Below are 25,206 nucleotides of genomic sequence, written 5' to 3'. Positions count from 1 at the left end.
CTGTCGCATCGCGGCAAGAAGGTCCTGCGGCACGCCCGATCGACGCTCGTCGGGTAGACCAGCCATAGCCAGCGCGGACGATCAAGCAGCGATTCCCAATGTGGCTGGAGCGACGTTGTCAGCTGCGCGAGCGCGTGGCGCGCCAGCCAGCCCCAGCGCTGCGCGTCTGGACAGCCTTCGATGCGTCCCTCTGGGTCAGGAAAGCTGCTCATGGTGACGACCAGGGAAAGGCGCCTGTATTTAGGCAACCGACGGGAAGGCGGTGCCGCCTTCAAAAAATTCTCAAATAGCGAGGCCAATTTTCTCAAATAGCGCGTTGCTGACCAGCAAACCCGGCCTTGATGGGCTTGGAGCCCAGGAACCAGGCGACATCGCGCATCTCCTGGTCCGAAAGCATCGCCGCCATGCCAGCCATGACAGGACTCTTGCGCTTGCCGGACTTGAACTCTTGCAGCTGTTTGAGCAGATATTCAGGATGTTGCTGAGCCAGCTTGGGATTGGCGGGAATGCTTGAATTCCCATCGGCGCTGTGGCACGCGGCGCATGACTTTGCATTGAAGACGACCTCGCCGTTCGCGATGTCCGCCTTGGCCGGCCTGGCAGCGGCTTTCTCGGTCCTGCCCATCTGCATGGGATCGGCTGCGAAAGAGGCGCCAGAGGCAAATCCGCCGAGAGCGGCGAGCAAAAGAGGGACGAAAAATTTCATGAGACTTTCAGGTGTTGGGGAGGCCGGCTTCGAGTTGGCTGGAGATCGTGTTGGTCGTGTCACCCATGCGGCGCCCGCGCATGCGAAAGCACGCGAATGGGCGTGCCACACCTGACGACGTTGGTCGAAACGATGTCGCCCACCTCGAGGAAGGTCTCAGGATCCAGCATCACGACGTGCGCGTGGCGCTGCCCTGTCGAACGATCAGCCAAGATGGCGAAGCGATTCAGTGCTAGTTCGTCCGGGCTGACCGTCTTCCTGCAGTCCGTGCGACCGCTGCGTTGAATCTCGCTCGCGCGGCCGATCTCGACAATTTCTTCTGTACGCCAACCGTTCTGAAAATCGCGATACTGCTGGTAAAAACCGGCGCAGCCCGACAGACCGGTGGAGACTGCCACGCTAAGAATCCCCGTTGCCGCTGGACGCGCCATGCCGATGACGGGGTGTGCCAGCTTCGTCATATCGGCGGCAACAGCCCTCAGCCCTTGGCGCCAAGACCAGCTAGGACGCATCGCCGCCTTGGCTTGCGCCGTCCAGCTTGCGAAAGTAGAGACCACTGAACGCCGGCACGCAGCGCTCAGGAAAACCTGGAAGATCGATGGAGCGCTCGTGAACTTGCCATTTGTCATGCAAGACATAGCCCTGCGTCTCGATATCGCAGATAAACCGCTGGCGGTTGTAGACGTACATCGGTGAGAAGCATCCGTCGCCGATGTTCTGCGTCGTGACGTAGTCTTCGCCGTCGTACAGGGGCAGCTTGTTCAGCAAGATGTGCCGCGGACGATTTCCACTCTCTGCAAGCAGATCGGCAGGGTGCGCATTTTCCAGATAGTGCAGAGCTCCGGCAGAGATCCAGATGTCGTTGCCATCCAGCATCTGCCCCAGGGCGGCCGTGTCTGAAAAGCTCAGCACATCGGTCGTCGCCGCCTGGCTGGCCATCTCCCGGCCGATGGAAGCGATTGCTGGTACTTCGACGACACGCCACGACAGGTCGTGCGGCATCTCAAAATAGCGGCGGTAGGCGTAGTAATGAACACCGACCGAGCCGCCGATGTCGAGCACCTTGGTGGCTCCGTCTCTGAATGCGCGATCGAGCCACCACATCACGGGGTAGTCGTAGGCAAAAACCTTCTTCGTGCGGATGTCCACGTATTCGGCTGCCAAGGCCGCATGGTCGAATTCCGGACTGGCGGGAAGCCAGGTCCGGGCTTCGGCGAAGTCCTCGAACACGCCAAAGTAGCCAGCGAACCCTGTCGCGGAGAAGAACCGTCTGCGCCGCCAGCTTTGCAACGCCGGTCGGGTGACCGGCCCCTCCAGGATCTTCCGAACGACTTGCGAAGCACTCGAGTAAGCCATTCTTTCCTCCATCCTTTCGATAGTCGCCGCCCGTTTATTTTTTCGCGCTCAGCGGGCTGATTCGATCTTCGTGACGACGATCTTGCCGTCGATCTTTTCCGCCTGGAAACGGACCTTGGCGCCCGTCTCCAGCTTGTCGAGCATGGCGTCGTCCTTGACTGCGAACACCATCGTCATGCCTGGCATGTCGAGGTTCTTGAGCGGGCCGTGCTTGATCGTGAGCTTCTTGTTGTCCTTGTCCACCTTGCGGATCTCGCCTTCGGCAAGCTCGGAAGCTGCGGCGTCTGATCCGCTGGCCGCAGGCGCCTTCTCGGACATGCCCGGCATGTCAGCCATGGGTTTGGAGGACTGCGCGCCGGCTGCGCCAGCGAACGAGAGTGCGGCAACGAATGCCAAGAGTGCGATGCGGATGTTTGACATGAGGATCTCCTGTGCTATGAATGAATTTGGAGTCCCGCCGCGTTCCGATGGAAGTGCGCGGCGGGAGTGTTTCGCTTACTTCCCGGTCTTGGTCACGTTCACGGCGCCCTTCATGCCGGCGTCGTAGTGGCCGGGCTGCAGGCATGCGAAGTCGACCTTGCCGGCCTTGGTGAACTGCCAGACGATCTCGCCGGTCTTGCCCGCGGCCAGCGTCACCATGTTCGGATCGGAGTGCTCCATCTCCGGGTTCTTCTTCATGACTTCGTAGTGCTCCTTGAGCTCCTTCTCGGTTCCGATCACGAGCTCGTGTTTGAGTTGGCCGGAGTTCTTGACGACGAAGCGCACGGTCTCGCCCTGCTTCACTTTGATGTCGGCGGGCGTGAAGCGCATGCCGTCGGTCATGTCGACGTTGATCGTGCGGGTGGCCTTGCCGGCCACGCCGGGCTTGCCAATTGCCTCGTCGGCGTCGTGGCCGTGACCACCGGCGTGGGTGCCGGATGCCGAAGCGCCGGCGGCGGCCAAGGCGACCAATGCTGCGAGAGCTGTGTTGCGGAAGGTGTGTTTCATGGGTTTTTCCTTTGGGAGTTGGAGGTTGGAACGGAGGTGAGAAAACTAGTGATTCGAATGTCCGCTGCCGGGCTTGCGGATCTGGACTTCGATGTTCTTGGCGGGCATGTTCTGCGCAGGCATCGCGGCTGCGCCGGCACCGCGTTGGCGCGAGGTCTCGGGCGGCGGGCCATCCAGTTCGTAGGCGACCGTGCCCTTCGGGTGCTTGAACCAGCCGGGATTCGAGTAATCGCCGGCCTTCTGGTTTTTGCGGACCTTGACCATGCTGAACATGCCGCCCATCTCGACCGAACCGAACGGGCCTTCGCCGGTCATCATTCGCGCGGTGTTGTCGGGAATGGGCATTTCCATCTCGGCCATGTCGGCCATGCCGCGCTCGCCCATGACCATGTAGTCCGGCACCAGGCTTGTGATCTGCTTGGCCACGTCCTTGTGGTCCAGGCCGATCATGGTCGGCACGTCGTGGCCCATGGCGTTCATCGTGTGATGGCTCTTGTGGCAGTGGAAGGCCCAGTCGCCTTCCTCGTCGGCCAGGAACTCGATCTGGCGCATCTGGCCGACAGCCACGTCGGTGGTCACCTCGTACTGGCGCGATGTCTTGGGCGTCGGGCCGCCGTCGGTGCCCGTGACCAGGAACTCGTGCCCGTGCAGGTGCATCGGGTGGTTGGTCATCGTGAGGTTGCCGATGCGGATGCGCACCTTGTCGTTGAGCCGCACGTTGAGCGAATCGATGCCGGGAAAGATCCGGCTGTTCCAGGACCACAGGTTGAAGTCCAGCATCGTCATGATCTTGGGCGTGGCGCTGCCGGGCTCCACGTCGTAGGCGTTGAGCAGGAACACGAAGTCGCGGTCGACCTTCTCGATCAGCGGGTGCTCGGCCTTCGGGTGCGTGACCCAGAAGCCCATCATGCCCATGGCCATCTGCGTCATCTCGTCCGCATGCGGGTGGTACATGAAGGTGCCGGGACGGCGCGCGACAAACTCGTAGACGAAGGTTTTGCCTGGGTTGATGGGTGGCTGATTCAACCCGACAACGCCGTCCATGCCGTTGGGCAGGCGCTGACCGTGCCAGTGGATGCTGGTGTGCTCGGGCAGCTTGTTGGTCACGAAGATGCGCACGCGGTCACCTTCCACCACCTCGATGGTCGGGCCGGGCGACTGGCCGTTGTAGCCCCACAGGTTGGCCTTGAAGCCGGGCGCCATTTCGCGCACCACGGGTTCGGCCACCAGGTGGAATTCCTTGACGCCGTTGTTCATGCGCCAAGGCAAGGTCCAGCCGTTGAGCGTGACCACGGGGTTGTAGGGGCGTCCGCTCGAAGGCATCAGCGGTGGCATCGTATTGGGCGTGGTCTGGAGCACAGGCTCGGGCAGCGCGGCCATCGCCACCTTGCTCACGCTGGCCGCGGCGATGGCGCCCGTGATGGCACCCGCACCGCTCAGGAAATTGCGTCTGTTTGTCATGTCGTTCAAATCGGTTGGAGAACTCGGAGGGCGGGCTCAGTGCGCCGCACCAGCGGAGGCGCCTTCGCCGCCCGAGCTGGCCATCGAGGCCCCTGCGGACGTGGGCTTGCCCATCACAGAAGCCGCCAGCGCGGCATCGGCCAGCCAGAACTGCTGCTGGGCGTTAATTGCGTTGGTCACGCTGGCGATCTGGTCACGCGCTTCGGCCAACAGCTCGAAAACCCCGATCAGCATGCCGTTGTAGCGAAGCACGTTCTCGTCGGCCATGGCCTGGCGCAGCGGGACGATTTCGTCGCGGTAGTGCCGCGCGATGTCGTAGGCCGTGCGGTAGGCCGAGTACCCCTCACGCAACTGCGAAGAGGCGCCGCGCACGGTGGCGTCGTAGCGGTTGGCCGCGGCCAGCGACTGCGCGTTCAACATGTCGCGCTGCGCCGATCCCCAGTCGAACAGAGGTAGGCGGATGTCGAGCTCGAAGCCCCGGCGGGTGCTCTTTGTGTTTTCCGCGTTGTCGAACACGGTGTCACGCCGACCGCCCACCTCGACGTCGATGAAGGTGGACAGCAGGTTGATGCCTTGCGATTTGCCCGCGACATCCAGTTGGGCGCGTGCCAGCTGGACATCCAGTCGCTGTTCGGTCGCGGTTGCCGCGACTTCCTTCGCTTCGCGAGGGGCCTTGGGCAGGTCTGGCAAACGTTCGGGCAAGGTCAGTTTGGTGGCCTGCTCATCGTTCAACCCCAGGACACGAACCAACTCTTCGCGCGCAGCGGTGGTGGCGTGCTGTGCCGAGGCGAGCTGGGTCGTCGCGTCGGCGTAGAAAACCTGTTGGCGTGCACGCTGTAGCTTGGAGAAATTCCCGATGAGCTGCATCCGGCGCGCGAGTTCGGCGCTGGCCTGAGCCGACTTGTTGACCTGCTCGGCATACTTCAGCGACTGCTGTGCTGCGACCGCGCGGACCCAAGCCTGTTTTACCTGCGTGACCTGGTCGACCACGGCGCCGGTCAGTTGGACTTTGGCTTGGGCCGCCTGGCTCCTGGAGATCGACAGGCGTTGTGGCAACAGGATGAGATCCACCAGCCCGAACGACAACAGGCGCTCAAGCTCGAGCTCGCTGTTCAGGCGGGTTCGTGCGAACGAGAGGATCGGGTTCGGTAGCCTGCTGCTCTGGTTGGTCGCGGCGATGTCGCCCCAGCTCTGGGCGATCAGGGCCTGGACAGATGGGCTGTTGGCCAGCGCAAGCTGCACCGCGTCACTCTGCGACAGCGGTTTGGCGAGCAGTTCCTGTGACAGCGCTGCGCGGCGGTCGCGCTGCTCCTGGGTCCGGCTGAGTTCGAGTTTTCCGCCAGTGAACTGCTGGGCATTGGTATTCGTGTCGCTCAGGGCGTCGTCGATGCTGACGGAGGCGCATCCGGCGAGGACTGCCGTCGCAACGGCAATGGCTGTCAAACGAAGGACGCGCTTCATGGCTTCTCCTTCTTCGCAGGCATGGGCATCGAATGGCCTGGCTGCGCGGCTGGCGCGGTAGCTGCGCCCTTGGGCGAATCGGCCTCGCCCGCGCCAGAGCCTGAGGCTTCCTTGGCGTAAGCCTGCCAGCCACCGCGGCGGTAGACCGTCTCGTTGGCTTCTTTCCAGGGAATGGGCTTTTCGTCGGCGAAGGGCTGGTAGCCCTCGAGCGCGGACCGAAAGGTCAGGACGGTGGGCGCTGCGGCCTCAGCAGACTTCGCGGGCGCGGGCTGAGCCACCGCAACAGTGGCACTCAGGGCCCCTAAAGCGGCGAACGCAGCCAGGGCGGGAAAAGCTGCCAACCAACGGGTCGGCGATGAATGGAACATGGAGTCCTCGCAAGTTCATGAACGGAGTACGTCAGAGCTGCCCGAAAAGGCATGACGCAGGCGATGCATGAGCGTTCGCGGCGGCCCGTGACGAGCGTCACAGGCGCACGAACGCGTTAAACGCGAGGAGGTTTGTCGAGAACGCGCGGAGCGAGCGTGGCCACCGTGATGGCAGGCTCCGCCAGGTCGGCTTTGGGAAGGTCGTGGAAGACGGCCACGTCCATCGTGCTGGTCAGCGCCGTGGCATGGCACGCGCCGCAGGTGCCGCACTTGTGCATCGCATCAGGCTCGGCACTCGCCGTCTTGGCGGTGCTGTCCTTAACGGGAGGCTTGGCGGCCTGATCCGCCTTGTGCTCGTGTTCGCCGTGCCCATCCGCATGAGCGTGGCGGGCATGGTCGTGTGCGCCGGGCTGTGCGAGCGACACTTCGGCCGCCGCACCGGCGTGACCAGGTCCGCAAAAGACCATGGCTGCCGCCGCGTACCCCTGGAAGGGCACGGCGAACATCATGATCCAAAGGATGAACAGGCGAACCCGGTGCATGCGGCGAATTCTAAATGGAGCAGTGTGTCAGGTGGCCTGTATGGACATCCAGTTTCGTGCACAACCCTCAGGGCTGCGCTTGTGCGCGGGCCTTGCTCGCATCACCTCTGGGCGCTGGCAAGGGCGCACCGAGCCTTGCTGCGGCATCCCAGTTGGGTTGCTTCTGCGCGGCTTCCAGTTCGGCCACCACTTCGGCGCGCGACTTGGCGGCTCCGACCTTGGGCGTACTCATCGACCCCCAGCGCAGCATGCTGGCCCCGGCAGGGGTTTTCTGCGCGTCCGCGAGTTCAGCGGATACCTGGGCCTGGGATTTGGCCTGCCCCGCTTCACCTGGGTGATAGACCACGCCGGCTTCGTTGGGCGCAAAGTGGGACGGGCCTTCCGCGTAGGCTGCAAACGGCGCAACAAATGCAGCGCCTGCGCCAACGGCAAGTGCGAGCGAGAGGATCTGACGGTTCTTCATGATAGGTCTCCTTCAACGAATTGCTCGACTTCGCGAGCTGCACTGAACGCGTCGGCACGACCACCGAGCCGGCGATGCCAGTCAACTGGCTGGCATGCAATGACTCTAGGAAGCCAGTCCGCCAATCACCCGCCACGTGGATTACAAAGAAGTAATCCACACGTGTGACCCCACGCCGTAGCATTTGGCAATGCGCATACTGGTCATTGAAGACGAGCACAAGCTCGGCGACTACCTTGTCAAAGGCCTTACTGAGAGCGGCTTCGTGGTGGACTTGGCGCGCTCTGGTCTCGAGGGCCGCGCCCTGGCGCTCGACGGCGACTACGACTTGGTGGTACTCGACGTGATGCTGCCGGGAATCGACGGATTCGCCGTGCTGGAGGCCGTGCGCAAGATCAAATCCATGCCGGTGCTGATGCTCACGGCGCGCGACGAAGTGGCGGACCGCGTGCGCGGACTTCAAAGCGGTGCGGACGACTACCTTGCCAAGCCCTTCGCGTTCTCGGAGCTGCTCGCCCGGATCCAGGCACTGCTGCGCCGCGGCAAGTTGCATGAGGTGTCCAACTACGCGTTGAAGGACCTGCACCTCGACGTGGTCGCACGCAGGGCCTCCCGCAACGGGCAACGGCTTGACCTCACGGCCAAGGAGTTCGCACTGTTGACCTTGCTCATGCGCCGCCAGGGCAACGTGCTGTCGCGCACCCAGTTGGCCGAGCAGGTGTGGGACATCAATTTCGACAGCGACACCAACATCGTGGAAGTGGCCATCCGGCGGCTGCGCAGCAAGATCGACGATCCTTTCGAGGAGAAGCTGCTGCACACGGTACGCGGCATGGGATATGTGCTGGAGAGCCGGCAAGGCGGCATCCCGTGAGCGCTGCCAAGACCGAGGCGCAAGAGCTGAGACCGGCCACCGACACCGTGGCAGTGCCGCCGCAGCGGCGCGCGCAGGGCACTGGGTCCATCCAGACCGCACTGTCGCGCTGGTTTGCAGCCCAGGCCTTGATCGGTCTGAGTCTGGTGTGTCTGGCGATCTATGCCGTCACCGCGTGGAGCTTCCAGGTCAAGCAGGCCAGCGAATTCGAGCGCCAGTCCGAACTGATCAAGCACCTGATCCAGGAATCTCGCGATGACCCAGGTCGCGACGGACTGCGCCACAAGCTGGACGACTTCTTCTCGACCCATGCTGAGATCAGCCTGGTGTTGCGCCGTGGCAATGAGATCGTCTATTCGTCCACGCCGGCTCGGACCTCGGGTCGTTGGATTTGGATGCCCATGCAGGAGCAAGCGATGCCGTCAGGCGGCGCTGCGATGCAACTACAGCTTGGCATCGATGTCCGGGAGGACGCCAAGATTCTGGCTCGGCTGGCTTGGACGCTCGTCGGGGCGGTCGTCCTCGGCTCGGCAGTCATCTCGCTGACCGGCGCCTTGCTGGTGCGTCGGGGGATGCAGCCATTGAAGAAGCTCGTTCAGCAGACTGCCGCGACCGGGCCAGAGCATCCGGGGCGACGCATCGATCCCGCCCCGTATGCCTCCGAGATCACGCCGTGGGTGGCGCAGTTCAATGCGGTGCTCGATCGCGCCGAACAGGCCTATCAGCAGCTGGAATCCTTCAACGCGGATGTGGCGCATGAACTGCGCACGCCGCTGGCCAACCTGATCGGGATGGTCGAAGTCGAGTTGGCCCGGCCGCGATCGATCGAGGAACTGCGAGACGCCTTGCTGTCGGCGCTGGAAGAAGCGAGACGGGTCTCCGCGATCGTGATCGACATGCTCTTCCTGTCGAAGGCGGACCGCGGTACGGTGGCGCGCCGATCCGCGCCGGTCAGTCTGGCCGACCAGGTGCGAACGGTGCTGGATTTTCACGAAGCCACGTTGGAAGACGCAGGTTTGAAGGTGCATGTGAGCGGCGACGCGCGCATCGGGATTGATGCCGGGCTGGTGCGCCGTGCGCTGTCGAATCTATTGAGCAACGCGAGCCGCTATGCGACGCCCGGCTCCACGATCGCGGTGGTGATCGACACCCAGCCCGACGGGATCTGGATCAAGGTTGCCAATCGCGGTGAACCGGTCGCCGCCGAGGTGTTGCCCAATCTTTTCAAGCGGTTCTTCCGGGCAGAGCGGTCCCGCACCGATTCATCGGAACATCACGGGCTCGGCTTGGCGATCGTGGCTGCCATCGCACGAATGCATGGCGGCCAGACCCGCGCTACATCCCGCTCGGGTGTCACCGAGATCGGCTTTTCGATAGCGCCAGAAAGTTGATGTGCGCTGCCCGGCATGCGGCGCGCTTCACTGAACCAGGGCCGCCTGTGCCCTCATGAGACCCCATTGCGGGATTAGGCTGCGACACGGCTGCCGGAGAATCCCGCGAGAAACGCTGACCTGACCGGATCGGGCCGTGCTTCAATTGACGGTGTCGCGCCTTGCGCATTTCGCTCCTCCACGCCCATGTCCCTTGGTCTTGAAGTTCTCATCGGTCACTGGAAGTCCGATTCATTGAGCACCTACAACGCGTGGTTTCTGTGGGACGAGCGGCTGAAGAATTTCCGCTCCATCCGACGGGGTCTGGCCCAGGTGGTCAAGGACATCGATGCAGGGACCTTCGGCAGCGCGTTTCGCGGCTCCTCGCTCGAAACCGTCGTCGCGTCGGTGGCGGAGCAACGCCAGATCTTCAAGGGCGCCGACCACGCGTTTCTCTGGAAGCCCAAGCTGCGGATCCCCGACATCTACGAGAACGCGGCCAATCAGCAAGCCTTCGCCCGACTGCTGCATGCCTGCGACTGCTGCGACAACGCCGAGGAGGTGGTCGAGGCCATCCGCCGCATCGACGCGCACCGGATCAAGGGCCTCGGGCCAGCCGTGGCGAACCTGCTGTACTTCGTCCATCCCACGATCGTGATGCCGTTCAACACCGCGATCGTGAAAGGCTACAACGCCGTCACGGGCAGCAACGTCAAGCTCGGCAAGTGGGACCACTACCTATCCATGCGCGAGGGCTGCATCCGGCTGAACACACAGCACCGTCAACAGTTGTCCAACGACATGGGGGCGCTTGCCGGATTGCTCTTCGACATCGGCTCGGGCCGGTACACGGCGCCGCCGCGCAGCGACGACGTCGCGGCCGTTCAGGGCTGGGAGGCCGACCTCGAGAAGGTCCGTGAAGATTCAGCGGCCGCTCACAAGCGCTGGGCCGCGGACCGCGAGAGCGAGGCAACCCACACGCAAATCCAGGGATGGCTGCGCGATCTGGGCAAGTCGCTCGGCTTCGGCGTCTGGATCGCCTCGAACGACCAGGGACGCGGGTACGCGGGGGGGCGGCTCGGCGACGGTTGCTTGACGCAATTACCCGCGGGCGCCCAGCCAGGCCTGGACTCGGTACGCCTGATCGACGTCATCTGGGTAGAGCCAGACGGTTCGAAAATCGCTGCAGCCTTCGAGGTGGAGCACTCGACTTCCATTTACTCGGGCATCGTGCGAATGCTGGACCTCGCACTGGGCACTGCGCTGGGCACCGGCGTTTCGATGTTCCTGGTGGCGCCCGATGCGCGTCGCGAGGATGTCCGGCTCCAGCTGCGCCGCCCGGCGTTCTCGCGCGTCGCCGAACTCGGCATCCGATATCTGCCCTATAGCGAGCTCGGGACGCATCGTGAAGCGATCGGACGGTTCGGCTCGGGCCTGAGGCCGTTGAACGAGATCTCTCACTTGCTGTGATCCGGATTGAGGCCATTGTTGGCGAGCGCTTTCAAAGACCATGGGGCGCGCCGACCTGGTCTCCGGGCTTCCCGAGTGGCGGACGGCGCCCCCCTTCCGTGCCGCAGCAATGAAGCGGGCATCGAACCGACTGAATCCTGCGGGAAGGCTCCTGCATGACTCAGCCAGCCACACCCCTTCATTGCGACATCGCTCTGCAAGCAGCGGCACATTCCTTGCAGGCTCTGGCGCAAGCCTTGCAGTGTTCTTCCTTGTGCTTCGCGCACTCTTCGCCGCATGCGTCGCATATATCCGCGCAGAGTGCGCATATCTCCTTGGCAAGTTCGCTGCCTCGGGCCATGGCGGCCGCAGCGAAATGGCAGGCGGCAGCGCAGTCCAAGTCAAGCGCGATGCACCTTGCCATCATCTTGACGTTATCTTCTTTCAGACAGGACGACGCGCAATGATTGCAGGCTATAGCACAGCCGTTGCAGGCTTCGATGCAGGCGGCATAGGTCTCATGTGACATTTGGAACTCCTTCGAAGTGAACGCCGGTGACCCGGCTACAAAAATGGGCCGCCGAAACTCAACGGCCCGGGAATGTGCGGTCGGTCCTCGCATCCTTCGCAACTGCGACCTGGCCGCATGCAGTTGGATCGTGGCTATTTCGGTGTGCCGCCCTGACCAGGGTCCTTGTGCGGGCGTGCCTCGCGAGCCGCCGCTTTTCCTTGGCCCGCTGCCTCTGGCTTGGTCGTCTTCTTCACACCTGATCCTTGGCCCTCGGCAGTGCTGCCATCCTTGATCGGCTTGGTCCCCATCGGCTTCGTGTCCTTCTTGGCTTCGGCGGCCACCTGTGGCTTCGTGTTCGTTTGCGGAACAGCTTCGGACGTATGGTCTTGCGCATAGGCAGTGCCCGAAAGCAGAATGGCGGTGCCGAATCCGATGAGCGTTCCTTTCAGAATCGAGTGCTTGCCATGAGGGGATGGGTTCTGGTTTGACATGAAAATCTCCGGTAGTCGTTGCCAACATTGCGGCAAATGAAACATCTGTCGCTCCTTCGAGCTTTCTGGGGAGTCGACACCTGGATGGAGTTTTTGCGAAAGCCGTCCGCGAGCAATTCAGTCGCGTAGTCCGCTCGCGCCCGCGATTGCCGGAAAACAATCGCGTGAGCTTCGAGGTTCAGGGAGGACGCATACAAGGTTCTCCTTTCTCGGCGCAGCACTGGCGGCTTCGCTCATTCCTGCTACTTCGACCTTCCGCAGCAGGGCAAGCGCCGAGCGTCGCGCGCCATGGAGCAGTGGATGCGGTGGGCGCGCCAGCGCCTTCACGCGTGAGCCAAGTCATTGCGCCTCCTGGTGAGGGGACGGTGACTGCTCAGAGAGTCGCTCGAACTCTGCTGGAGAAAGCTCTGGCAGCCGCCGCAAGAAAGCCACCATCGACCAGAGGGCCTGGTCGTCATGCGTGCTTCCCCAGGCTGGCATGCCTGTCATCTTGACGCCGTGCTTGATCGTCCAGAACGCTCTCGCAGGATCATGAGCGCCATGCAAATACAGGTTGGGTGGCTGCGGATTCAGGCCCCTGCGCAGATCGGAGTCATCCTTGCCGGGCGCCAAGTGGCATTGAACGCACATCTGCGCGTACTGTTTAGCGCCGGCCGCCACCATCTGCGGTGCGCTGAGGTCGGGCACGATGATTCCTCGCGCGCGCGCAGTGATGGAGCGCTCACGAATTGAGGTCAAGGCGGAGGCGACGAGCCGCGAGTGCGGCTCATCCGCGGCGACGTTGTAGCTGCCTGCCCACCCCACCCCCGCAAGCCCTGCAACGGCAATCAAGGTGGCAACAGCCAGCCCGACAAGAATCGCTGTTATCAGTTTCGGCATGGTTTGCTCCAGTCAAAACCAGAACCTCACGCCGGCCACGATTTGCGTGTCTCGAACGCGTTCGCCTGCTTGTCTTGCATAAGCCGCTGTATTGCCGAACTTCTTCGTCCAGGTCACTCCGATGTAGGGGGCGAACTGTCTTGTCACCTCGTAGCGCAGACGCAGCCCCAGCTCCAAGTCGGACAGTCCGGAGCCGATGCCACGCTGGGGATCGTTCTTGCCATAGAAGTTGGCCTCAAGCTTCGGCTGGAGAATCCATTTCTGGGTCAGAAGCAACTCATAGCGCAGTTCGAGGCGCGCCGCGAGGGCTCCGCCTGACCCCACGTACGCAGTCGCCTCGGTCTCGAACCAGTACGGAGCTAGTCCTTGCACACCGAACGCCAGCCAGCTGCGCGAGCGGCCTCCGCCGCCGTTGTCGTGCCGCACACCCAGCTGCGTGCTCCAGAACGTCGCGATGGCATGATCCCAGAGCGCTTCCGTGCGGAAGGCATCAAGGCGGCCTGCACGGCGCTCTCCCTCAGCTTTGATCCAAAGCTTGTTGTAGTCGCCCCCGTACCAGGCCTCGACGTTGAGGTTCTGGCCTCGGGCATCCCGACCTTTTGCATACTCCAACTCGTTGACGAGCACCTGCCCGTAGCGCTCGTCATCCGCCATGTCCATCCCGGGCATGGCCATTTTCGGAATTCCCTCCGCATAAGCGTCGGAGTCACGAGCATCGGGGGGTGGGCTGCCGCCTTGCATGGAACCCATGCTTGTGGACCCCATGTTCATTCCGGGCATATCCTTCATGTCGGAGCCGCCGCCCTTCATTCCGGGCATATCCTTCATGTCGGAGCCGCCGCCCTTCATTCCGGGCATGTCCTTCATGTCGGAGCCGCCGCCCTTCATTCCGGGCATGTCCTGCATCTGTCCATGATCCATCGGCGCTGCGGTGGATTGAGGCTCTTTCTTCTTGGTGCGCTCTTTTGACGGTGTCGTCGGCGCAGCCTTGTTGGATGAACCTTCCTTTGCCTTGGGATCGGACATGTTCGCCCCCATCCCAGGCATGTCGTCCATGCGATTGGACGTATCGCTTTGTGCAATTGCAGAAACGGTGAAACAGAGAAACGACGATGCGATTGCAACAGCCATGCTGCTGCGCATGAGTTTGATCTGAAGCTGGTTCATGACACGTGCACCTCGCGAAACATGCCTGCTTCCATGTGGTACAGCAGATGACAGTGATAAGCCCATCGCCCCATGGCGTCCGCGGTCACACGGTAGGTCACGCGCTGAGCGGGCTGGACATTGATCGTGTGCTTGCGAGCCAGAAACTCGCCAGTGGGAGATTCCAGTTCGCCCCACATTCCATGCAGATGAATCGGGTGATTCATCATCGTGTCGTTGACAAGAACCAATCGAAGCCGCTCGCCGAAACGGAAGTGCACAGGCTTCGATTCGGAAAACTTCTGCCCATCGAACGACCACATGAACCGCTCCATGTTGCCGGTGAGATGAAGTTCGATGTCGCGGCCGGGCTCCCGGCTATCAATCGGTCCTCCGATCGTGTGAAGGTCGGCATAGGTCAATACCCGCCGACCGTTGCCGCGAAGGTTGATACCCGGGTCTTCAAGATTCGTTCGCGGCATATCCACGTGCATGTCCACGCCCGGACCGTACTCTGTACGGGCGTGGCGCACGCGGGGTGGCTTCATTGCAGGTTTGCCGTCGCCACCCATCTTCATTCCCGCCATGCTTGAGTGGTCCATGCCCTGCATATCCCCCATCTCCTGCATGCCGGCCATCCCGCCTTGGCCCTTGGCCGAATCCATCGACCCCATGGCGCCCATCATGTCGGTCATCGTCAGCCAACCAGGCTTGTCCACCTCGGGGACAGGGGCCTGCATTCCGACGCGAGGCGCAAGCGTGCCGCGCACAAAATTGGTCCTGTCGATCGATTGCGCGAAGAGGGTGTAGGCCTTGTCGTCGGAGGGCTCAACGATCACGTCATATGTTTCGGCAACAGAGATCCGAAACTCATCCACTGTCACGGGATGAACGTCCTGACCGTCTGCGGAGACCACGCTCATCTTCAGCCCCGGCATGCGAACGTCGAAGATGGTCGTGGCTGATCCGTTGATGAACCGCAGCCGCACCTTCTCGCGAGGTTTGAAGATGCCGGTCCAGTTGTCATCGGCAGTCTTGCCGTTGAGAAGGTAGCGTGCAGCGCTGCGCAGTTGGGTCGTACCGGTGAGATCCGCGAGGTCGGTCGGGACCATGCGCATGCGATTCCACATCTTTCGCTTCTCTAGCGCCCCTTGAAGACCCATCTCGGCGATGTCTCGCTTGAAGTCGCCAAGCGTGGGTTGGTTGAAGTTGAAGAATCCGCTCATGACCTTCAGCTTCCTGAAGAGTTCTTCCGGTACGCCATCCGTCCAGTCCGAAAGCAGCACCACATGCTCGCGGTCTGTTCTGAAGCGAGTGCCATCTCGGGCGTCGATCACGATAGGCCCGTACAGGCCCGTTTGCTCCTGGAATCGGGAATGGCTGTGATACCAGTAGGTGCCGGTCTGCTTGACCGGAAAGCGATAGACGAAGGTTTCGCCGGGCGCGATACCGTTGAAGCTCAAGCCCGGCACGCCATCCATTTCCGCAGGAACCAGGATGCCGTGCCAATGGATCGAACTAGCGACCGGTAGTCGATTGGTCACGCGCAGTGTGACCGTGTCGCCTTCGCGCCATCTGAGCGTCGGCGCCGGGATCTGACCGTTGACCGTTGTCGCAATACGTGCCTGTCCTGTCAGGTTGACGGGTGTCTCTGCAATCTCAAGGTCAAATTCAGTCCCGTGCAGTTCCGTGGGTTTGTTAGGCGCAGCAGCGGCAGCCCAAGTCAGCGAAGGCGGCAGTGCCAATCCTCCGATCACGCTGCGAGAGCCCAGATCCATCAAGAATTTGCGGCGATCGATGCCGCTTTGTTGTGGCTTCATGGTGCGTCCTCCCTTGGTTCATTTCCGCCGACTCCAGCCGCGGCACGAAGATCACTCGGCTTCGCTGAGAGCCGCGAACGGCGAGGCCTGATGCCAGGTCTTCGTTGGCAGGGGATTCCGCTTGAAGGAGTACCCACGCGCGTGGACCCGGTCTTGGTGAGATTCGATGAATAGAGCATGTGATCCTCGAAGATTCATGGCGGGAATGCGTCGCGACTGCCCGAGAACGGGAAGGCGACTACCGGCGATGCGAAGCGCTCAGCCTCAGACCGCGAGGTCGAAGGCGAACAGGCACTTCAGGCCCGAGGCGGGCGTTCGAGGAGGGGTGGGAAGAAGGCGGTGGGCAGGAAGCGAGGCTCTGCCAAATCCGCTGCCGGCAGATATTGGACGCGGACGATAGAGGTATTGGGCATCAAGGCCACCGCATGGCAGGCCCCGCAGTTTCCGCATTTGTGGGCAGTGCCTGAATCGGCGTCATGGTGCGCCATGTCCTCAGCGTCCATGTCGTGCGAATCGACGGAATCTGGCATCGAGGCCTTCGAGTGCTGGTGCGGATCTGCTTGCAGCGCCGCTGCAGTCCCCTCGTGCTCGGCGCCACAGAACGCCATGGTCACTGCTGCGTACCCTTGGAAAGGTACGGCAAGTATGAGTGCCCAAAGGAGCAAAACCCGAATGCAGGACATGCAGCAGCGGCCTTGGTGATCTGGTCGAGGGGCCGACCCGATTTATTGCTCGAATGATTGGCCGCTGGCGAGTGACGTCTGTCAGATAAAAGCTGATTCGTTCGTGAGTTCGGTCGAGCACGGGCGTGCAGATGACAAAGCTGTAATCTGCGCGTGCGGAAACTCGCGGACCCGCGGCCTAAAGTTGATGCATCGGAAAGAGACAAGCCACAGCGCTGTTCATTTCCGCAGATGCCAACCCTTCCACTGCCAAAGGACCGATCATGAAGACTTCTCTCAAGACCTCCCTGACCCTCGCCGCACTGCTCGGCGCGATCGCCGGACCCGCACTGGCCGGCAACTATGCCGAAGGCGATCCCCGCCCGGCGCCGCTGACGTCGAGCACCAGCCGTGACGCTGTGGCCGCGGATACGCAGCGCTGGCTGCAGAGCTCGGTGGACCAAGGCTACCCCGAAGGCAATCCACGCGCCGTCGTGAGCGTGTCTTCCAACTCCCGTGCGACGGTCCAGGCGGACACGCTGGCCTGGATGCGCTCGGGCCTGGCCGCAGCCACCAACGGTGAAGCGGGTGCGGATACGACTCGCCCTGCGTATAGACAAGCGGCTGCCGAGTACGCGCGCTTGCGCGGTGAGCAGCCGGAGTTCGGCACGCCGGTGCAACGCCTGACCCAGCAGGGCCAACTGCTGGACACGCCAGCAACCGTGCGCCGCTGAGCAAGCTGGCCGTGGGGCGACCACAGGCCACTGAGCGCCAATCAGGGTGCTATCGTCCAGAGCAAGCCGCGTGTGTCGCTGCGGCTTGCCCCGCTTCCTGAGCAACAGGCCTAGAATTCGTGGAACCACTTCCCAAGCACTGATCCATCTGCAGCGTTCCACGGATCCTCCCATGCTCTTCACTGCAAACCTCCGAACACGACTCACCGGCGCACCTCGCGTCGGAAGTGTTGTCGTATCGGTATTGCCGCAGGTGCAGCGATGACACGCGGACTCGTGCGGATGGTGGCCCGCGGACTGATCGGCCTGCTGCTGTTCTCGCAGTTGGCGATTGCCGCTTACGCCTGCCCCGCGCTCTCCGCGGGGCAGGCGGGTGGTTCGTCCGCCGGGATGTCGATGGCGCAAGATGCTGTCGCTGCAACAGACGACGCCCGTGACTCGGCCATGCAAGGATCGCCCTGTGCTGACATGGTCGGCGCGACGGACACGGCTTCAAGCAACCTGTGCGCCGAGCACTGCAAGTACGGCCAGCAAAGCGACCATGCGTCCACACTGATTGTCCCCGCGGTATTGCTGTCGGCCCTCTATCCCATGACCCCCTGGGTGCCTGAGACGGCATCCCCGCCGCGCCCTGCGGCGGCTTCCTTGAGTGCACTGGTTGCGGCATCTCCGCCGCACGCCATCCTGCACTGCGTCTACCGAACTTGATCTCCTGACCGACATGGTGCCGACGGCCCGTTGTGGGCCGCTACGGTGCATCGGTCGTGCCTTGCCGTGTTCGTCGAACTGTGCTCGGCGCGCTGGTGCGGCCCGGCAACCTACTCGCAGGTTCGTCAGGAGATTCCATGTTCCCCATTCCTTTTCCGGCTGCACCAATCGTGCGATCCGCACGCCGCCCCGTTCGCCTTCTGGCGGTAGCGCTGGCGCTGTGCGCCAGCACCATCGGCCTGAACGCCCGCGCACAACAGACGCTGACCTTCGACGCGGCGCTGCGGCTCGCCGAGGAGCGCTCGCGGCAGCTCGTCGCGCAGGACGCGGCCGCCGGCGCCGCACGCGCCATGGCAGTGGCCGCTGGGCAACTGCCCGATCCCGTGCTCAAGGCCGGCATCAGCAATCTGCCCGTCAACGGAAGCGACCGCTTCAGCCTCACGCGCGACTTCATGACGATGCGTTCGATCGGCGTGATGCAGGAATTCACCCGCTCCGACAAGCGCCAGGCCCGCGCGGCGCGCTTTGACCGCGAAGCGGAGGTCGCCGAAGCGGGCCGCGCCGTGGCCTTGGCCAACCTGCGGCGCGACACCGCGACCGCCTGGCTTGATCGCTACTACCAAGGGCGGATGCGGGAACTGCTGCAAACCCAACGCGCCGAGCTGAACCTGCAGATCGAGGGCGCCGACGCCGCCTACCGCGGTGGCCGCGGCACGCAGGCCGATGTGTTCACGGCGCGCTCCGCGCTGGCGCAACTGGACGACCGCATCCTTGCGCAGGAGCGCCAGATCGCCACGGCCCAGACGCGTCTGGCGCGCTGGGTCGGGCCGGGCACCCCCCAGCCCTCGATGGTGCTCCCGGAGCTGGGCTCCGTGCACCTGGACGCCCGCAATCTGGAGGCCCAGATCGGTGAACATCCGCAGATCGCGTTGATGGCTCGGCAAGAAGCTGTGGCGCGCGCGGAAGCCGACATCGCGCAGAGCAACAAGCGCTCCGACTGGAGTGTCGAGCTGATGTACAGCCAGCGAGGGGCGGCCTACTCGAACATGGTGTCGCTGAACCTGTCGATCCCGCTGCAGTTGGACCAGAAGAATCGCCAGGATCGGGGGCTCGCGGCCAAGCTGGCGGCGGTCGAGCAGCTGCAGGCCCAGCGCGAGGAAGCGACGCGAGAGAGTGCCGCCGAAGCGCTCTCGTGGTTGCAGCAGTGGCAGAGCAATCGCAAGCGCCTCGCCCTGTACGACAGCTCGCTCGTCCCGCTCGCCGCCGAACGCACGCAGGCGGTGCTGGCTGCCTATCGCGGCGGCGCTGGCACTTTGAGCGCCGCACTCGAGACACGACGCATGGAGATCGACACGCGCCTGGAACGCCTTCGCCTCGAGATGGAGACCGCTGCGCTCTGGGCTCAGCTCGAATTCCTGATTCCCGCCACCCATCCAGCGCTCAACGCCGGCCCGTCTGCAGCCATGAGTGAGACCAAGGAGCCACATAAATGAAAACAAGACCTCTATTCCTGGGACTGATCGCGACCGCAGTCCTTGCCGCAGCAGCCTTCGGTGCCTACACCTTCGGGGTACAGCGCGGCAGGAGCTTGGGCTCCTCGTCCGCCACCTCCGAGGGCAAGTCGGCAATGGCAGCACCCTCAGCGAGCGCAACGGCTACTCCTGCAGCCTCCCCCAACGAAACCGGCGAAGACGCGACGCGGCGCCACATCGCCGCAGGCCTCAAGGCCGGCGACAACGACCCAACCAACGGCAAGAAGATCCTCTACTACCACGACCCCATGGTGCCGGGAAACAAGTTCGACAGGCCGGCCAAGTCGCCCTTCATGGACATGATGATGTCGCCTGTCTACGCAGGCGGTGACGGCGATCAGAACAACGTGACGGTGAGTGCGCGCGTGCAACAGAACCTGGGCGTGCGAACCGCTCTGGTTTCCGAAGGCACCGTGTCGCCGCAAGTGACCACGGTCGGCAGCATCGCCTTCAACGAGCGCGACCAGGTCATCGTGCAGGCCCGGGCAACCGGGTATGTCGAGCGCCTGAACGTGCGCGCCACGCTCGATCCCGTGAAAAAAGGCCAGCCACTGGCCGAGCTCTATGTCCCAGAATGGATCGCGGCACAGGAGGAGTTCCTGTCAGTGCAGCGCATGCGCGGCACCGATCTGGCCTCGCTGGTCGACGGCGCGCGCCAACGCATGCGCCAGGTCGGCATGAACGAGGGGCAGATCGAACTCGTCGCCCGCAGCGGCCGCACGCAACCGCGCATCACATTGGTCGCGCCTATCGGCGGTGTCGTCACGGAGCTGGCCGCGCGCGAAGGCATGACGGTGAGCGCCGGCACCACGCTGTTTCGCATCAACGGCCTGGCCACTGTCTGGGCCAATGCCGAAGTGCCCGAGAGCCAGTCGACCCTGGTGCGACTGGGCGCCCCGGTGCAGGCCCGAACGCCTGCCGCGCCCGGCGAGACCTTCGAGGGCAAGGTGCAGGCCATTCTTCCCGATGTGAATCCGGCGACGCGCACCCTGAAGGCACGGCTGGAGCTGGCCAATCCGACCGGCAGGCTGGTGCCCGGCATGTTCGTGTCGATGCAGTTCACGGACATGCGCGCCGACAAGGCGCTGCTGATCCCGACCGAAGCCGTCATCCAGACGGGCAAGCGCGCGGTTGTCCTGCTGGCGGAGGACAACGGCCGGTTCCGGCCGGTCGACGTCGAGATCGGCCTCGAAACCGGTGGCCAGACCGAGATCAGGCGCGGGTTGCAGGCAGGCCAGCGTGTCGTGGTGTCCTCGCAGTTCCTGATCGACTCGGAGGCCAGCCTCAAGGGTGTCGAGGCGCGCCTGAACGCCGCACCCAGCACAGCGACGCCTGCGGCGACGGCCGCTCCTGCCACGCCGGCTGCAGGGGCGCCAAGTCACGTGGGCGAAGGCAAAGTGGAAAGCATCACCAAGGACGCGATGACCTTCTCGCACGGTCCGATTCCGACCATGAAGTGGGGCGCAATGACCATGGAGTTCAAGCTGCCGTCCGGCGGCGCTCCAGGCACCCTGAAGCCCGGCGACCGCGCGAGCTTCGAGTTCTTCATCGACACGGACGATCTTCCGCAGCTCACCCGGGTGACGCCCATGGCAGCGGCTTCCGCGGCAAGCGCCGCTGCGAATCCCAAGGCCCCTCCAGTCGCGACGCCAACTGCGCCCGCGCCCCCGGGAAGCAAGCCATGATCGCCAAGCTCATTCGGTGGTCCATCGCCAACCGCTTCCTGGTACTGCTGGCGACGCTGATGGTCAGCGCCTGGGGCGTGTATTCCGTTCTGCGCACGCCGCTCGACGCGCTGCCCGATCTCTCGGACGTCCAGGTCATCATCCGCACGACCTATCCCGGCCAGGCACCGCGCATTGTCGAGAACCAGATCACCTACCCGCTGACCACCACCATGCTGTCGGTGCCGGGCGCGAAGACGGTCCGCGGCTATTCCTTCTTCGGGGACTCGTTCGTCTATGTGCTGTTCGAGGACGGCACCGATCTCTATTGGGCGCGCTCGCGGGTGCTGGAATACCTGAACCAGGTGCAGTCACGCCTGCCGGCGGCGGCCAAGGCTTCGCTCGGGCCCGACGCCACTGGCGTGGGGTGGATCTACCAGTACGCACTGGTCGACCGCGGCGGCACACAGGACGCCTCGCAGCTGCGCGCCTTGCAGGACTGGTTCCTCAAGTACGAACTGAAGACCGTGCCCAACGTGGCCGAAGTCGCCTCGATCGGTGGCATGGTGCGCCAGTACCAGGTCGTGCTCGATCCCGAGAAGCTCGCCGCCTACCGGATCCCGCACACCAAGGCGGTGGAGGCGATCCAGAAAGCCAACCAGGAAACCGGCGGCTCGGTGCTCGAACTCGGCGAGGCGGAATACATGGTGCGCGCTTCGGGCTACCTTCAAGGGCTGGAGGATTTCCGCAAGATTCCGCTGATGACGACCGACGCTGGTGTGTCGGTGCGCTTGGGCGACGTCGCGCGCATCCAGGTCGGGCCGGAGATGCGCCGCGGTATCGGCGAGCTCGATGGCGAAGGCGAAGCAGTCGGTGGCGTGATCGTGATGCGCTCGGGAAAGAACGCACTGGAGACCATCACCGCCGTCAAGGAAAAGCTCCAGACCCTGCAGGCCAGCCTGCCCAAAGGTGTGGAAATCGTGCCGACCTACGACCGTTCCAACCTGATCGAACGCGCGGTGCGGAACCTCGGCTTCAAGCTACTCGAGGAATTCATCGTCGTCGCGGTGGTGTGTTTCATCTTCCTGTTCCACCTGCGCTCCGCATTCGTCGCGATCGTCTCGCTGCCGATCGGCATCCTCGCGGCCTTCATCGTGATGCGCTACCAAGGCGTCAATGCCAACATCATGTCGCTCGGTGGCATTGCCATCGCCATCGGCGCGATGGTGGATGCCGCGGTGGTGATGATCGAAAACGCCCACAAGCACATCGAGAAGTGGAAGCACGATCACCCTGATCAGACGCTGCGCGGGGAAACCCACTGGCGCGTGATCGCGGATTCGGCCGCCGAGGTGGGCCCAGCGCTGTTTTTCTCTCTGCTCATCATCACCTTGTCGTTCATCCCGGTCTTCACGCTGGAGGCCCAGGAAGGGCGGATGTTCTCGCCGCTGGCCTTCACCAAGACCTACGCCATGGCCGCCGCAGCAGGACTCTCGGTGACATTGATTCCGGTGCTGATGGGCTATCTGATCCGCGGCAGGATTCCCGATGAGAAGACCAACCCGTTGAACCGGCTGCTCATCGCGGTCTACCGGCCGCTGCTGAACGCGGTGCTGCGCTGGCCCAAACTGACGTTGGTAGGCGCCGTGGTCGTGCTGGTGCTAAGTCTCTGGCCGCTGCAGCACATCGGCGGCGAATTCATGCCGCGCCTGGACGAGGGCGACCTGCTCTACATGCCGTCGGCATTGCCGGGCCTCTCGGCGGGCAAGGCCGGCGAGTTGCTGCAGCAGACCGACCGGCTGATCAAGACGGTTCCCGAAGTGGCGAGCGTCTACGGCAAGGCCGGGCGCGCCGAGTCAGCGACCGATCCGGCGCCGATGGAGATGTTCGAGACCACCATCCAGTTCAAGCCGCAGGAACAGTGGCGTGCCGGCATGACGCAGGACAAGCTGGTCGAGGAACTCGACCGCATCGTCAAGGTGCCGGGTCTCACCAACATCTGGGTGCCCCCGATCCGCAACCGCATCGACATGCTGGCCACAGGCATCAAGAGCCCTGTCGGCGTGAAGGTGGCGGGCACCGACCTTGCCACCATCGACCGCATCACCGGCGAGATCGAGCGCGTGCTCAAAGATGTGCCGGGCGTGTCGAGCGCGCTGGCCGAGCGGCTTACCGGTGGCCGGTACGTGGACGTGAACATCAAGCGCGACGAGGCATCGCGGTTCGGCATGAACATCGCCGACGTGCAATCGGTCATCGCCTCGGCGGTAGGCGGCGAGAACATCGGTGAGACGGTCGAAGGGCTGCAGCGTTTCCCGATCAATGTGCGGTACCCGCGCGAGATCCGCGGCTCCCTGGAGCAGTTGCGCTCCTTGCCGATCGTCACCGAGCGCGGCGCGCGGCTCGTGCTCTCCGACGTGGCGGACATCCGCGTCACCGACGGGCCACCGATGTTGCGCAGCGAGAACGCGCGGCTGTCGGGCTGGGTCTACGTGGACATTCGCGGCAGGGACCTGCGTTCGGCGGTGCAGGACATGCAGCGCGTGGTTGCGAAGGAGATCAAGCTCCCGCCGGGCTACGCGGTGTCGTGGTCCGGCCAGTTCGAGTTTCTGGAGCGCGCCACGGCAAAGCTGAAGGTGGTGGTGCCGTTCACGCTGCTGATCATCTTCGTGCTGCTGTACCTGACCTTCAAGCGCTTCGACGAAGCCCTGTTGATCATGGCGGCGCTGCCCTTTGCGCTGGTCGGGGGGATCTGGCTGCTCTACCTGCTGAGCTACAACTTGTCCGTCGCGGGAGCGGTCGGGTTCATCGCGCTGGCAGGTGTGTCGGCGGAGTTCGGCGTGATCATGCTGCTGTACCTGAAGCACGCCTGGGACGAGCGCATCGACGAGGGCAAGACGAGCACCGCGGACCTGCTGGACGCGATCCGCGAAGGCGCGGTGCTGCGCGTGCGCCCCAAGGCCATGACGGTGGCGGTCATCCTGGCGGGCCTGTTCCCGATCATGTGGGGAACAGGCACGGGCTCGGAGGTGATGCAGCGCATTGCCGCGCCGATGGTGGGCGGGATGATCACGGCCCCGTTGCTGTCGATGTTCGTGATTCCCGCGGCGTACCTGCTGATGCGGCGGCCGCGCGAACCTCGCGATCGGCACGCACCTCGCCGCGCGTTCTGGAGAAAAGGTCATGGCCCGGCCTGATCGCCCGCAACGACGGTTCACTCCTTTCAGCGCCGCGTTGCTCCTGTGCCTGTTCCTGGCCTTGTTCGGTACGGCGGCGCAGGCGTCGATGCCTGTTTCGCAGGAGGACGGGCGGACGGCAAGTGCGGTCGCTCCGGGCGCGGCGGGACGTGTTGCTGTCGCAGTCATGGACCTGACCACGATGCCTGTGGCGATGGATGCCATGCCCTGCGCGCTGTGCTACAGCGCTCCGGCGTCATCGCTGCACGAGGTTGGTGGTGAATGCCGCGAACATGAGGTCCCGGCGTGGCCAGCGCATGTGGCGCCGGTACCGGATAGGGAGTATTTCGACGCGGGAGGCCCGTACATACGGTTGCCAGTGCGCATCCTGTACTGCCGGTGGCTGGATTGATCGGTGACAGCGGGCTTCACGGCTCGCGTTTGTTTCCTTCCGATCAATTCCAGGAGTTCATCATGAAAAAGTCATTCCTCATTCTTGTCAGCGCGCTGACCTTGGGTGCCGCCTTGCCCGCTTTGGCGGGACCCGATTTCCAGGTCATCGAGAAGGCGCGCAAGGCCCAGCAGGTGGCTGCCGCCGAGCGCCGCGCCGACATGCTCTCAGGCAAAGGCTCGCCGAACTGCCCGCCGCCGCCCCTCGTGCTGCCGCTGGACCACGGTCCACGCGCACTGACTACGCCGGGCGAAAACCGCCAGCGCCGGGCCCGCCATGAAGCCCAGTTGAGAGCATGCAAGAACGTGCCCTCGTAGTGCTTTGAGCGCCCGGCGCAGACCCGCGTCTTCCGGGCGCCGAAGCGCAAGCGCTGTTGGTCGAAGCCATACGCGTCT

The 25,206-nt window shown here is 63.7% G+C and carries 26 protein-coding genes; 10 read left to right on the top strand and 16 right to left on the bottom strand.

Annotated features, from left to right (window positions below; genetic code table 11):
* Positions 1-304: 304 nt before the first annotated feature.
* The 10 genes from AC07XP_RS09360 to AC07XP_RS09315 all read right to left on the bottom strand — a co-directional run bounded on the left by AC07XP_RS09360 (position 305) and on the right by AC07XP_RS09315 (position 7,344).
* Positions 305-706: a c-type cytochrome gene (locus tag AC07XP_RS09360; protein WP_495264466.1), complete on the bottom strand. Its 402-nt coding sequence runs from the start codon at positions 704-706 to the stop codon at positions 305-307.
* A gap of 59 nt (positions 707-765) precedes the next feature.
* Positions 766-1,167 (bottom strand): hypothetical protein, encoded by a 402-nt coding sequence (locus tag AC07XP_RS09355; protein ID WP_495264465.1) that lies wholly within the window; start codon positions 1,165-1,167, stop codon positions 766-768.
* 40 nt (positions 1,168-1,207) lie between these two features.
* A complete protein-coding gene (locus tag AC07XP_RS09350) occupies positions 1,208-2,062 on the bottom strand; it encodes a methyltransferase, TIGR04325 family (protein WP_495264464.1) in 855 nt (284 codons plus the stop codon).
* 48 nt (positions 2,063-2,110) lie between these two features.
* Positions 2,111-2,482, bottom strand: a complete 372-nt coding sequence (locus tag AC07XP_RS09345) for a copper-binding protein (RefSeq protein WP_495264463.1) — start codon at positions 2,480-2,482, stop codon at positions 2,111-2,113.
* A gap of 75 nt (positions 2,483-2,557) precedes the next feature.
* Entirely contained in the window at positions 2,558-3,049 is a 492-nt protein-coding gene (locus AC07XP_RS09340; RefSeq protein ID WP_495264462.1) for a cupredoxin domain-containing protein, read from the bottom strand.
* Positions 3,050-3,094: 45 nt separating this feature from the next.
* Positions 3,095-4,510, bottom strand: coding sequence for a multicopper oxidase family protein (locus AC07XP_RS09335; protein ID WP_495264461.1), 1,416 nt, complete (start codon positions 4,508-4,510; stop codon positions 3,095-3,097).
* A 36-nt stretch (positions 4,511-4,546) separates the two neighbouring features.
* A complete protein-coding gene (locus AC07XP_RS09330; protein WP_495264460.1) occupies positions 4,547-5,971 on the bottom strand; it encodes a TolC family protein in 1,425 nt (474 codons plus the stop codon).
* Positions 5,968-6,339 (bottom strand): hypothetical protein, encoded by a 372-nt coding sequence (locus AC07XP_RS09325; protein ID WP_495264459.1) that lies wholly within the window; start codon positions 6,337-6,339, stop codon positions 5,968-5,970. The genes AC07XP_RS09330 and AC07XP_RS09325 overlap by 4 nt, the downstream gene beginning before the upstream one ends.
* A 116-nt stretch (positions 6,340-6,455) precedes the next feature.
* Positions 6,456-6,881: a hypothetical protein gene (locus AC07XP_RS09320; RefSeq protein ID WP_495264458.1), complete on the bottom strand. Its 426-nt coding sequence runs from the start codon at positions 6,879-6,881 to the stop codon at positions 6,456-6,458.
* A gap of 67 nt (positions 6,882-6,948) precedes the next feature.
* Positions 6,949-7,344, bottom strand: a complete 396-nt coding sequence (locus tag AC07XP_RS09315) for a hypothetical protein (protein WP_257862548.1) — start codon at positions 7,342-7,344, stop codon at positions 6,949-6,951.
* Between the two features lie 190 nt (positions 7,345-7,534).
* Between AC07XP_RS09315 and AC07XP_RS09310 the strand changes: the two genes are divergently transcribed.
* The 3 genes from AC07XP_RS09310 (at position 7,535) to AC07XP_RS09300 (ending at position 11,058) form a co-directional block, all read left to right on the top strand.
* Positions 7,535-8,218, top strand: coding sequence for a heavy metal response regulator transcription factor (locus AC07XP_RS09310; RefSeq protein ID WP_101494012.1), 684 nt, complete (start codon positions 7,535-7,537; stop codon positions 8,216-8,218).
* Complete coding sequence (locus AC07XP_RS09305; protein WP_495264457.1) at positions 8,215-9,609, top strand: heavy metal sensor histidine kinase; 1,395 nt, start codon at positions 8,215-8,217, stop codon at positions 9,607-9,609. Before AC07XP_RS09310 ends, AC07XP_RS09305 begins: the two co-directional genes overlap by 4 nt.
* 186 nt (positions 9,610-9,795) lie before the next feature.
* A complete protein-coding gene (locus AC07XP_RS09300; protein ID WP_495264456.1) occupies positions 9,796-11,058 on the top strand; it encodes a type II restriction enzyme NmeDI-related protein in 1,263 nt (420 codons plus the stop codon).
* Positions 11,059-11,236: 178 nt separating this feature from the next.
* Here the strand turns inward: AC07XP_RS09300 and AC07XP_RS09295 are convergent, their stop codons facing one another.
* The 6 genes from AC07XP_RS09295 to AC07XP_RS09270 form a co-directional block, all read right to left on the bottom strand.
* A complete protein-coding gene (locus AC07XP_RS09295; protein WP_495264455.1) occupies positions 11,237-11,566 on the bottom strand; it encodes a four-helix bundle copper-binding protein in 330 nt (109 codons plus the stop codon).
* A gap of 134 nt (positions 11,567-11,700) precedes the next feature.
* The gene (locus tag AC07XP_RS09290) at positions 11,701-12,039 is read right to left on the bottom strand and encodes a hypothetical protein (protein ID WP_495264454.1); all 339 of its coding nucleotides are present in this window, start codon (positions 12,037-12,039) and stop codon (positions 11,701-11,703) included.
* Between the two features lie 339 nt (positions 12,040-12,378).
* The gene (locus AC07XP_RS09285) at positions 12,379-12,918 is read right to left on the bottom strand and encodes a c-type cytochrome (RefSeq protein ID WP_495264453.1); all 540 of its coding nucleotides are present in this window, start codon (positions 12,916-12,918) and stop codon (positions 12,379-12,381) included.
* A gap of 12 nt (positions 12,919-12,930) precedes the next feature.
* Positions 12,931-14,085, bottom strand: coding sequence for a copper resistance protein B (locus tag AC07XP_RS09280; protein WP_495264452.1), 1,155 nt, complete (start codon positions 14,083-14,085; stop codon positions 12,931-12,933).
* Positions 14,082-15,884, bottom strand: a complete 1,803-nt coding sequence (locus AC07XP_RS09275; RefSeq protein WP_495264451.1) for a copper resistance system multicopper oxidase — start codon at positions 15,882-15,884, stop codon at positions 14,082-14,084. Before AC07XP_RS09275 ends, AC07XP_RS09280 begins: the two co-directional genes overlap by 4 nt.
* 296 nt (positions 15,885-16,180) lie before the next feature.
* Positions 16,181-16,498, bottom strand: a complete 318-nt coding sequence (locus tag AC07XP_RS09270) for a hypothetical protein (RefSeq protein WP_495264450.1) — start codon at positions 16,496-16,498, stop codon at positions 16,181-16,183.
* 332 nt (positions 16,499-16,830) lie between these two features.
* On the opposite strand from AC07XP_RS09270, the gene AC07XP_RS09265 reads away from it, so the two are divergent.
* The 7 genes from AC07XP_RS09265 to AC07XP_RS09235 all read left to right on the top strand — a co-directional run bounded on the left by AC07XP_RS09265 (position 16,831) and on the right by AC07XP_RS09235 (position 25,128).
* The gene (locus AC07XP_RS09265; RefSeq protein WP_495264449.1) at positions 16,831-17,280 is read left to right on the top strand and encodes a hypothetical protein; all 450 of its coding nucleotides are present in this window, start codon (positions 16,831-16,833) and stop codon (positions 17,278-17,280) included.
* A 261-nt stretch (positions 17,281-17,541) separates the two neighbouring features.
* Complete coding sequence (locus AC07XP_RS09260; protein WP_495264448.1) at positions 17,542-17,988, top strand: hypothetical protein; 447 nt, start codon at positions 17,542-17,544, stop codon at positions 17,986-17,988.
* Between the two features lie 137 nt (positions 17,989-18,125).
* Complete coding sequence (locus AC07XP_RS09255) at positions 18,126-19,481, top strand: TolC family protein (protein ID WP_495264447.1); 1,356 nt, start codon at positions 18,126-18,128, stop codon at positions 19,479-19,481.
* Entirely contained in the window at positions 19,478-21,205 is a 1,728-nt protein-coding gene (locus AC07XP_RS09250; RefSeq protein WP_495264446.1) for an efflux RND transporter periplasmic adaptor subunit, read from the top strand. Before AC07XP_RS09255 ends, AC07XP_RS09250 begins: the two co-directional genes overlap by 4 nt.
* Positions 21,202-24,381, top strand: a complete 3,180-nt coding sequence (locus AC07XP_RS09245; RefSeq protein ID WP_495264445.1) for an efflux RND transporter permease subunit — start codon at positions 21,202-21,204, stop codon at positions 24,379-24,381. Before AC07XP_RS09250 ends, AC07XP_RS09245 begins: the two co-directional genes overlap by 4 nt.
* Entirely contained in the window at positions 24,368-24,772 is a 405-nt protein-coding gene (locus AC07XP_RS09240; RefSeq protein WP_495264444.1) for a hypothetical protein, read from the top strand. Before AC07XP_RS09245 ends, AC07XP_RS09240 begins: the two co-directional genes overlap by 14 nt.
* Before the next feature lie 62 nt (positions 24,773-24,834).
* Positions 24,835-25,128 carry a hypothetical protein gene (locus tag AC07XP_RS09235; RefSeq protein WP_495264443.1) on the top strand — a complete coding sequence of 98 codons (294 nt, stop codon included), beginning with the start codon at positions 24,835-24,837 and terminating at the stop codon, positions 25,126-25,128.
* Positions 25,129-25,206: the final 78 nt, after the last annotated feature.

It is taken from the genome of Variovorax sp. GW531-E2 (genome assembly GCF_059423125.1).
Note: the sequence above shows the minus strand (reverse complement) of the source record. Positions and strands in the feature narration are given on the sequence as shown.

What these genes read in the sequence shown, in the direction of transcription:
- AC07XP_RS09360 (WP_495264466.1), bottom strand. Translation starts at nt 706, where the DNA reads ATGAAATTTTTCGTCCCTCTTTTGCTCGCCGCTCTCGGCGGATTTGCC.
- AC07XP_RS09355 (WP_495264465.1), bottom strand. Translation starts at nt 1,167, where the DNA reads ATGACGAAGCTGGCACACCCCGTCATCGGCATGGCGCGTCCAGCGGCA.
- AC07XP_RS09350 (WP_495264464.1), bottom strand. Translation starts at nt 2,062, where the DNA reads ATGGCTTACTCGAGTGCTTCGCAAGTCGTTCGGAAGATCCTGGAGGGG.
- AC07XP_RS09345 (WP_495264463.1), bottom strand. Translation starts at nt 2,482, where the DNA reads ATGTCAAACATCCGCATCGCACTCTTGGCATTCGTTGCCGCACTCTCG.
- AC07XP_RS09340 (WP_495264462.1), bottom strand. Translation starts at nt 3,049, where the DNA reads ATGAAACACACCTTCCGCAACACAGCTCTCGCAGCATTGGTCGCCTTG.
- AC07XP_RS09335 (WP_495264461.1), bottom strand. Translation starts at nt 4,510, where the DNA reads ATGACAAACAGACGCAATTTCCTGAGCGGTGCGGGTGCCATCACGGGC.
- AC07XP_RS09330 (WP_495264460.1), bottom strand. Translation starts at nt 5,971, where the DNA reads ATGAAGCGCGTCCTTCGTTTGACAGCCATTGCCGTTGCGACGGCAGTC.
- AC07XP_RS09325 (WP_495264459.1), bottom strand. Translation starts at nt 6,339, where the DNA reads ATGTTCCATTCATCGCCGACCCGTTGGTTGGCAGCTTTTCCCGCCCTG.
- AC07XP_RS09320 (WP_495264458.1), bottom strand. Translation starts at nt 6,881, where the DNA reads ATGCACCGGGTTCGCCTGTTCATCCTTTGGATCATGATGTTCGCCGTG.
- AC07XP_RS09315 (WP_257862548.1), bottom strand. Translation starts at nt 7,344, where the DNA reads ATGAAGAACCGTCAGATCCTCTCGCTCGCACTTGCCGTTGGCGCAGGC.
- AC07XP_RS09310 (WP_101494012.1), top strand. Translation starts at nt 7,535, where the DNA reads ATGCGCATACTGGTCATTGAAGACGAGCACAAGCTCGGCGACTACCTT.
- AC07XP_RS09300 (WP_495264456.1), top strand. Translation starts at nt 9,796, where the DNA reads ATGTCCCTTGGTCTTGAAGTTCTCATCGGTCACTGGAAGTCCGATTCA.
- AC07XP_RS09295 (WP_495264455.1), bottom strand. Translation starts at nt 11,566, where the DNA reads ATGTCACATGAGACCTATGCCGCCTGCATCGAAGCCTGCAACGGCTGT.
- AC07XP_RS09290 (WP_495264454.1), bottom strand. Translation starts at nt 12,039, where the DNA reads ATGTCAAACCAGAACCCATCCCCTCATGGCAAGCACTCGATTCTGAAA.
- AC07XP_RS09285 (WP_495264453.1), bottom strand. Translation starts at nt 12,918, where the DNA reads ATGCCGAAACTGATAACAGCGATTCTTGTCGGGCTGGCTGTTGCCACC.
- AC07XP_RS09280 (WP_495264452.1), bottom strand. Translation starts at nt 14,085, where the DNA reads ATGAACCAGCTTCAGATCAAACTCATGCGCAGCAGCATGGCTGTTGCA.
- AC07XP_RS09275 (WP_495264451.1), bottom strand. Translation starts at nt 15,884, where the DNA reads ATGAAGCCACAACAAAGCGGCATCGATCGCCGCAAATTCTTGATGGAT.
- AC07XP_RS09265 (WP_495264449.1), top strand. Translation starts at nt 16,831, where the DNA reads ATGAAGACTTCTCTCAAGACCTCCCTGACCCTCGCCGCACTGCTCGGC.
- AC07XP_RS09260 (WP_495264448.1), top strand. Translation starts at nt 17,542, where the DNA reads ATGACACGCGGACTCGTGCGGATGGTGGCCCGCGGACTGATCGGCCTG.
- AC07XP_RS09255 (WP_495264447.1), top strand. Translation starts at nt 18,126, where the DNA reads ATGTTCCCCATTCCTTTTCCGGCTGCACCAATCGTGCGATCCGCACGC.
- AC07XP_RS09250 (WP_495264446.1), top strand. Translation starts at nt 19,478, where the DNA reads ATGAAAACAAGACCTCTATTCCTGGGACTGATCGCGACCGCAGTCCTT.
- AC07XP_RS09245 (WP_495264445.1), top strand. Translation starts at nt 21,202, where the DNA reads ATGATCGCCAAGCTCATTCGGTGGTCCATCGCCAACCGCTTCCTGGTA.
- AC07XP_RS09240 (WP_495264444.1), top strand. Translation starts at nt 24,368, where the DNA reads ATGGCCCGGCCTGATCGCCCGCAACGACGGTTCACTCCTTTCAGCGCC.
- AC07XP_RS09235 (WP_495264443.1), top strand. Translation starts at nt 24,835, where the DNA reads ATGAAAAAGTCATTCCTCATTCTTGTCAGCGCGCTGACCTTGGGTGCC.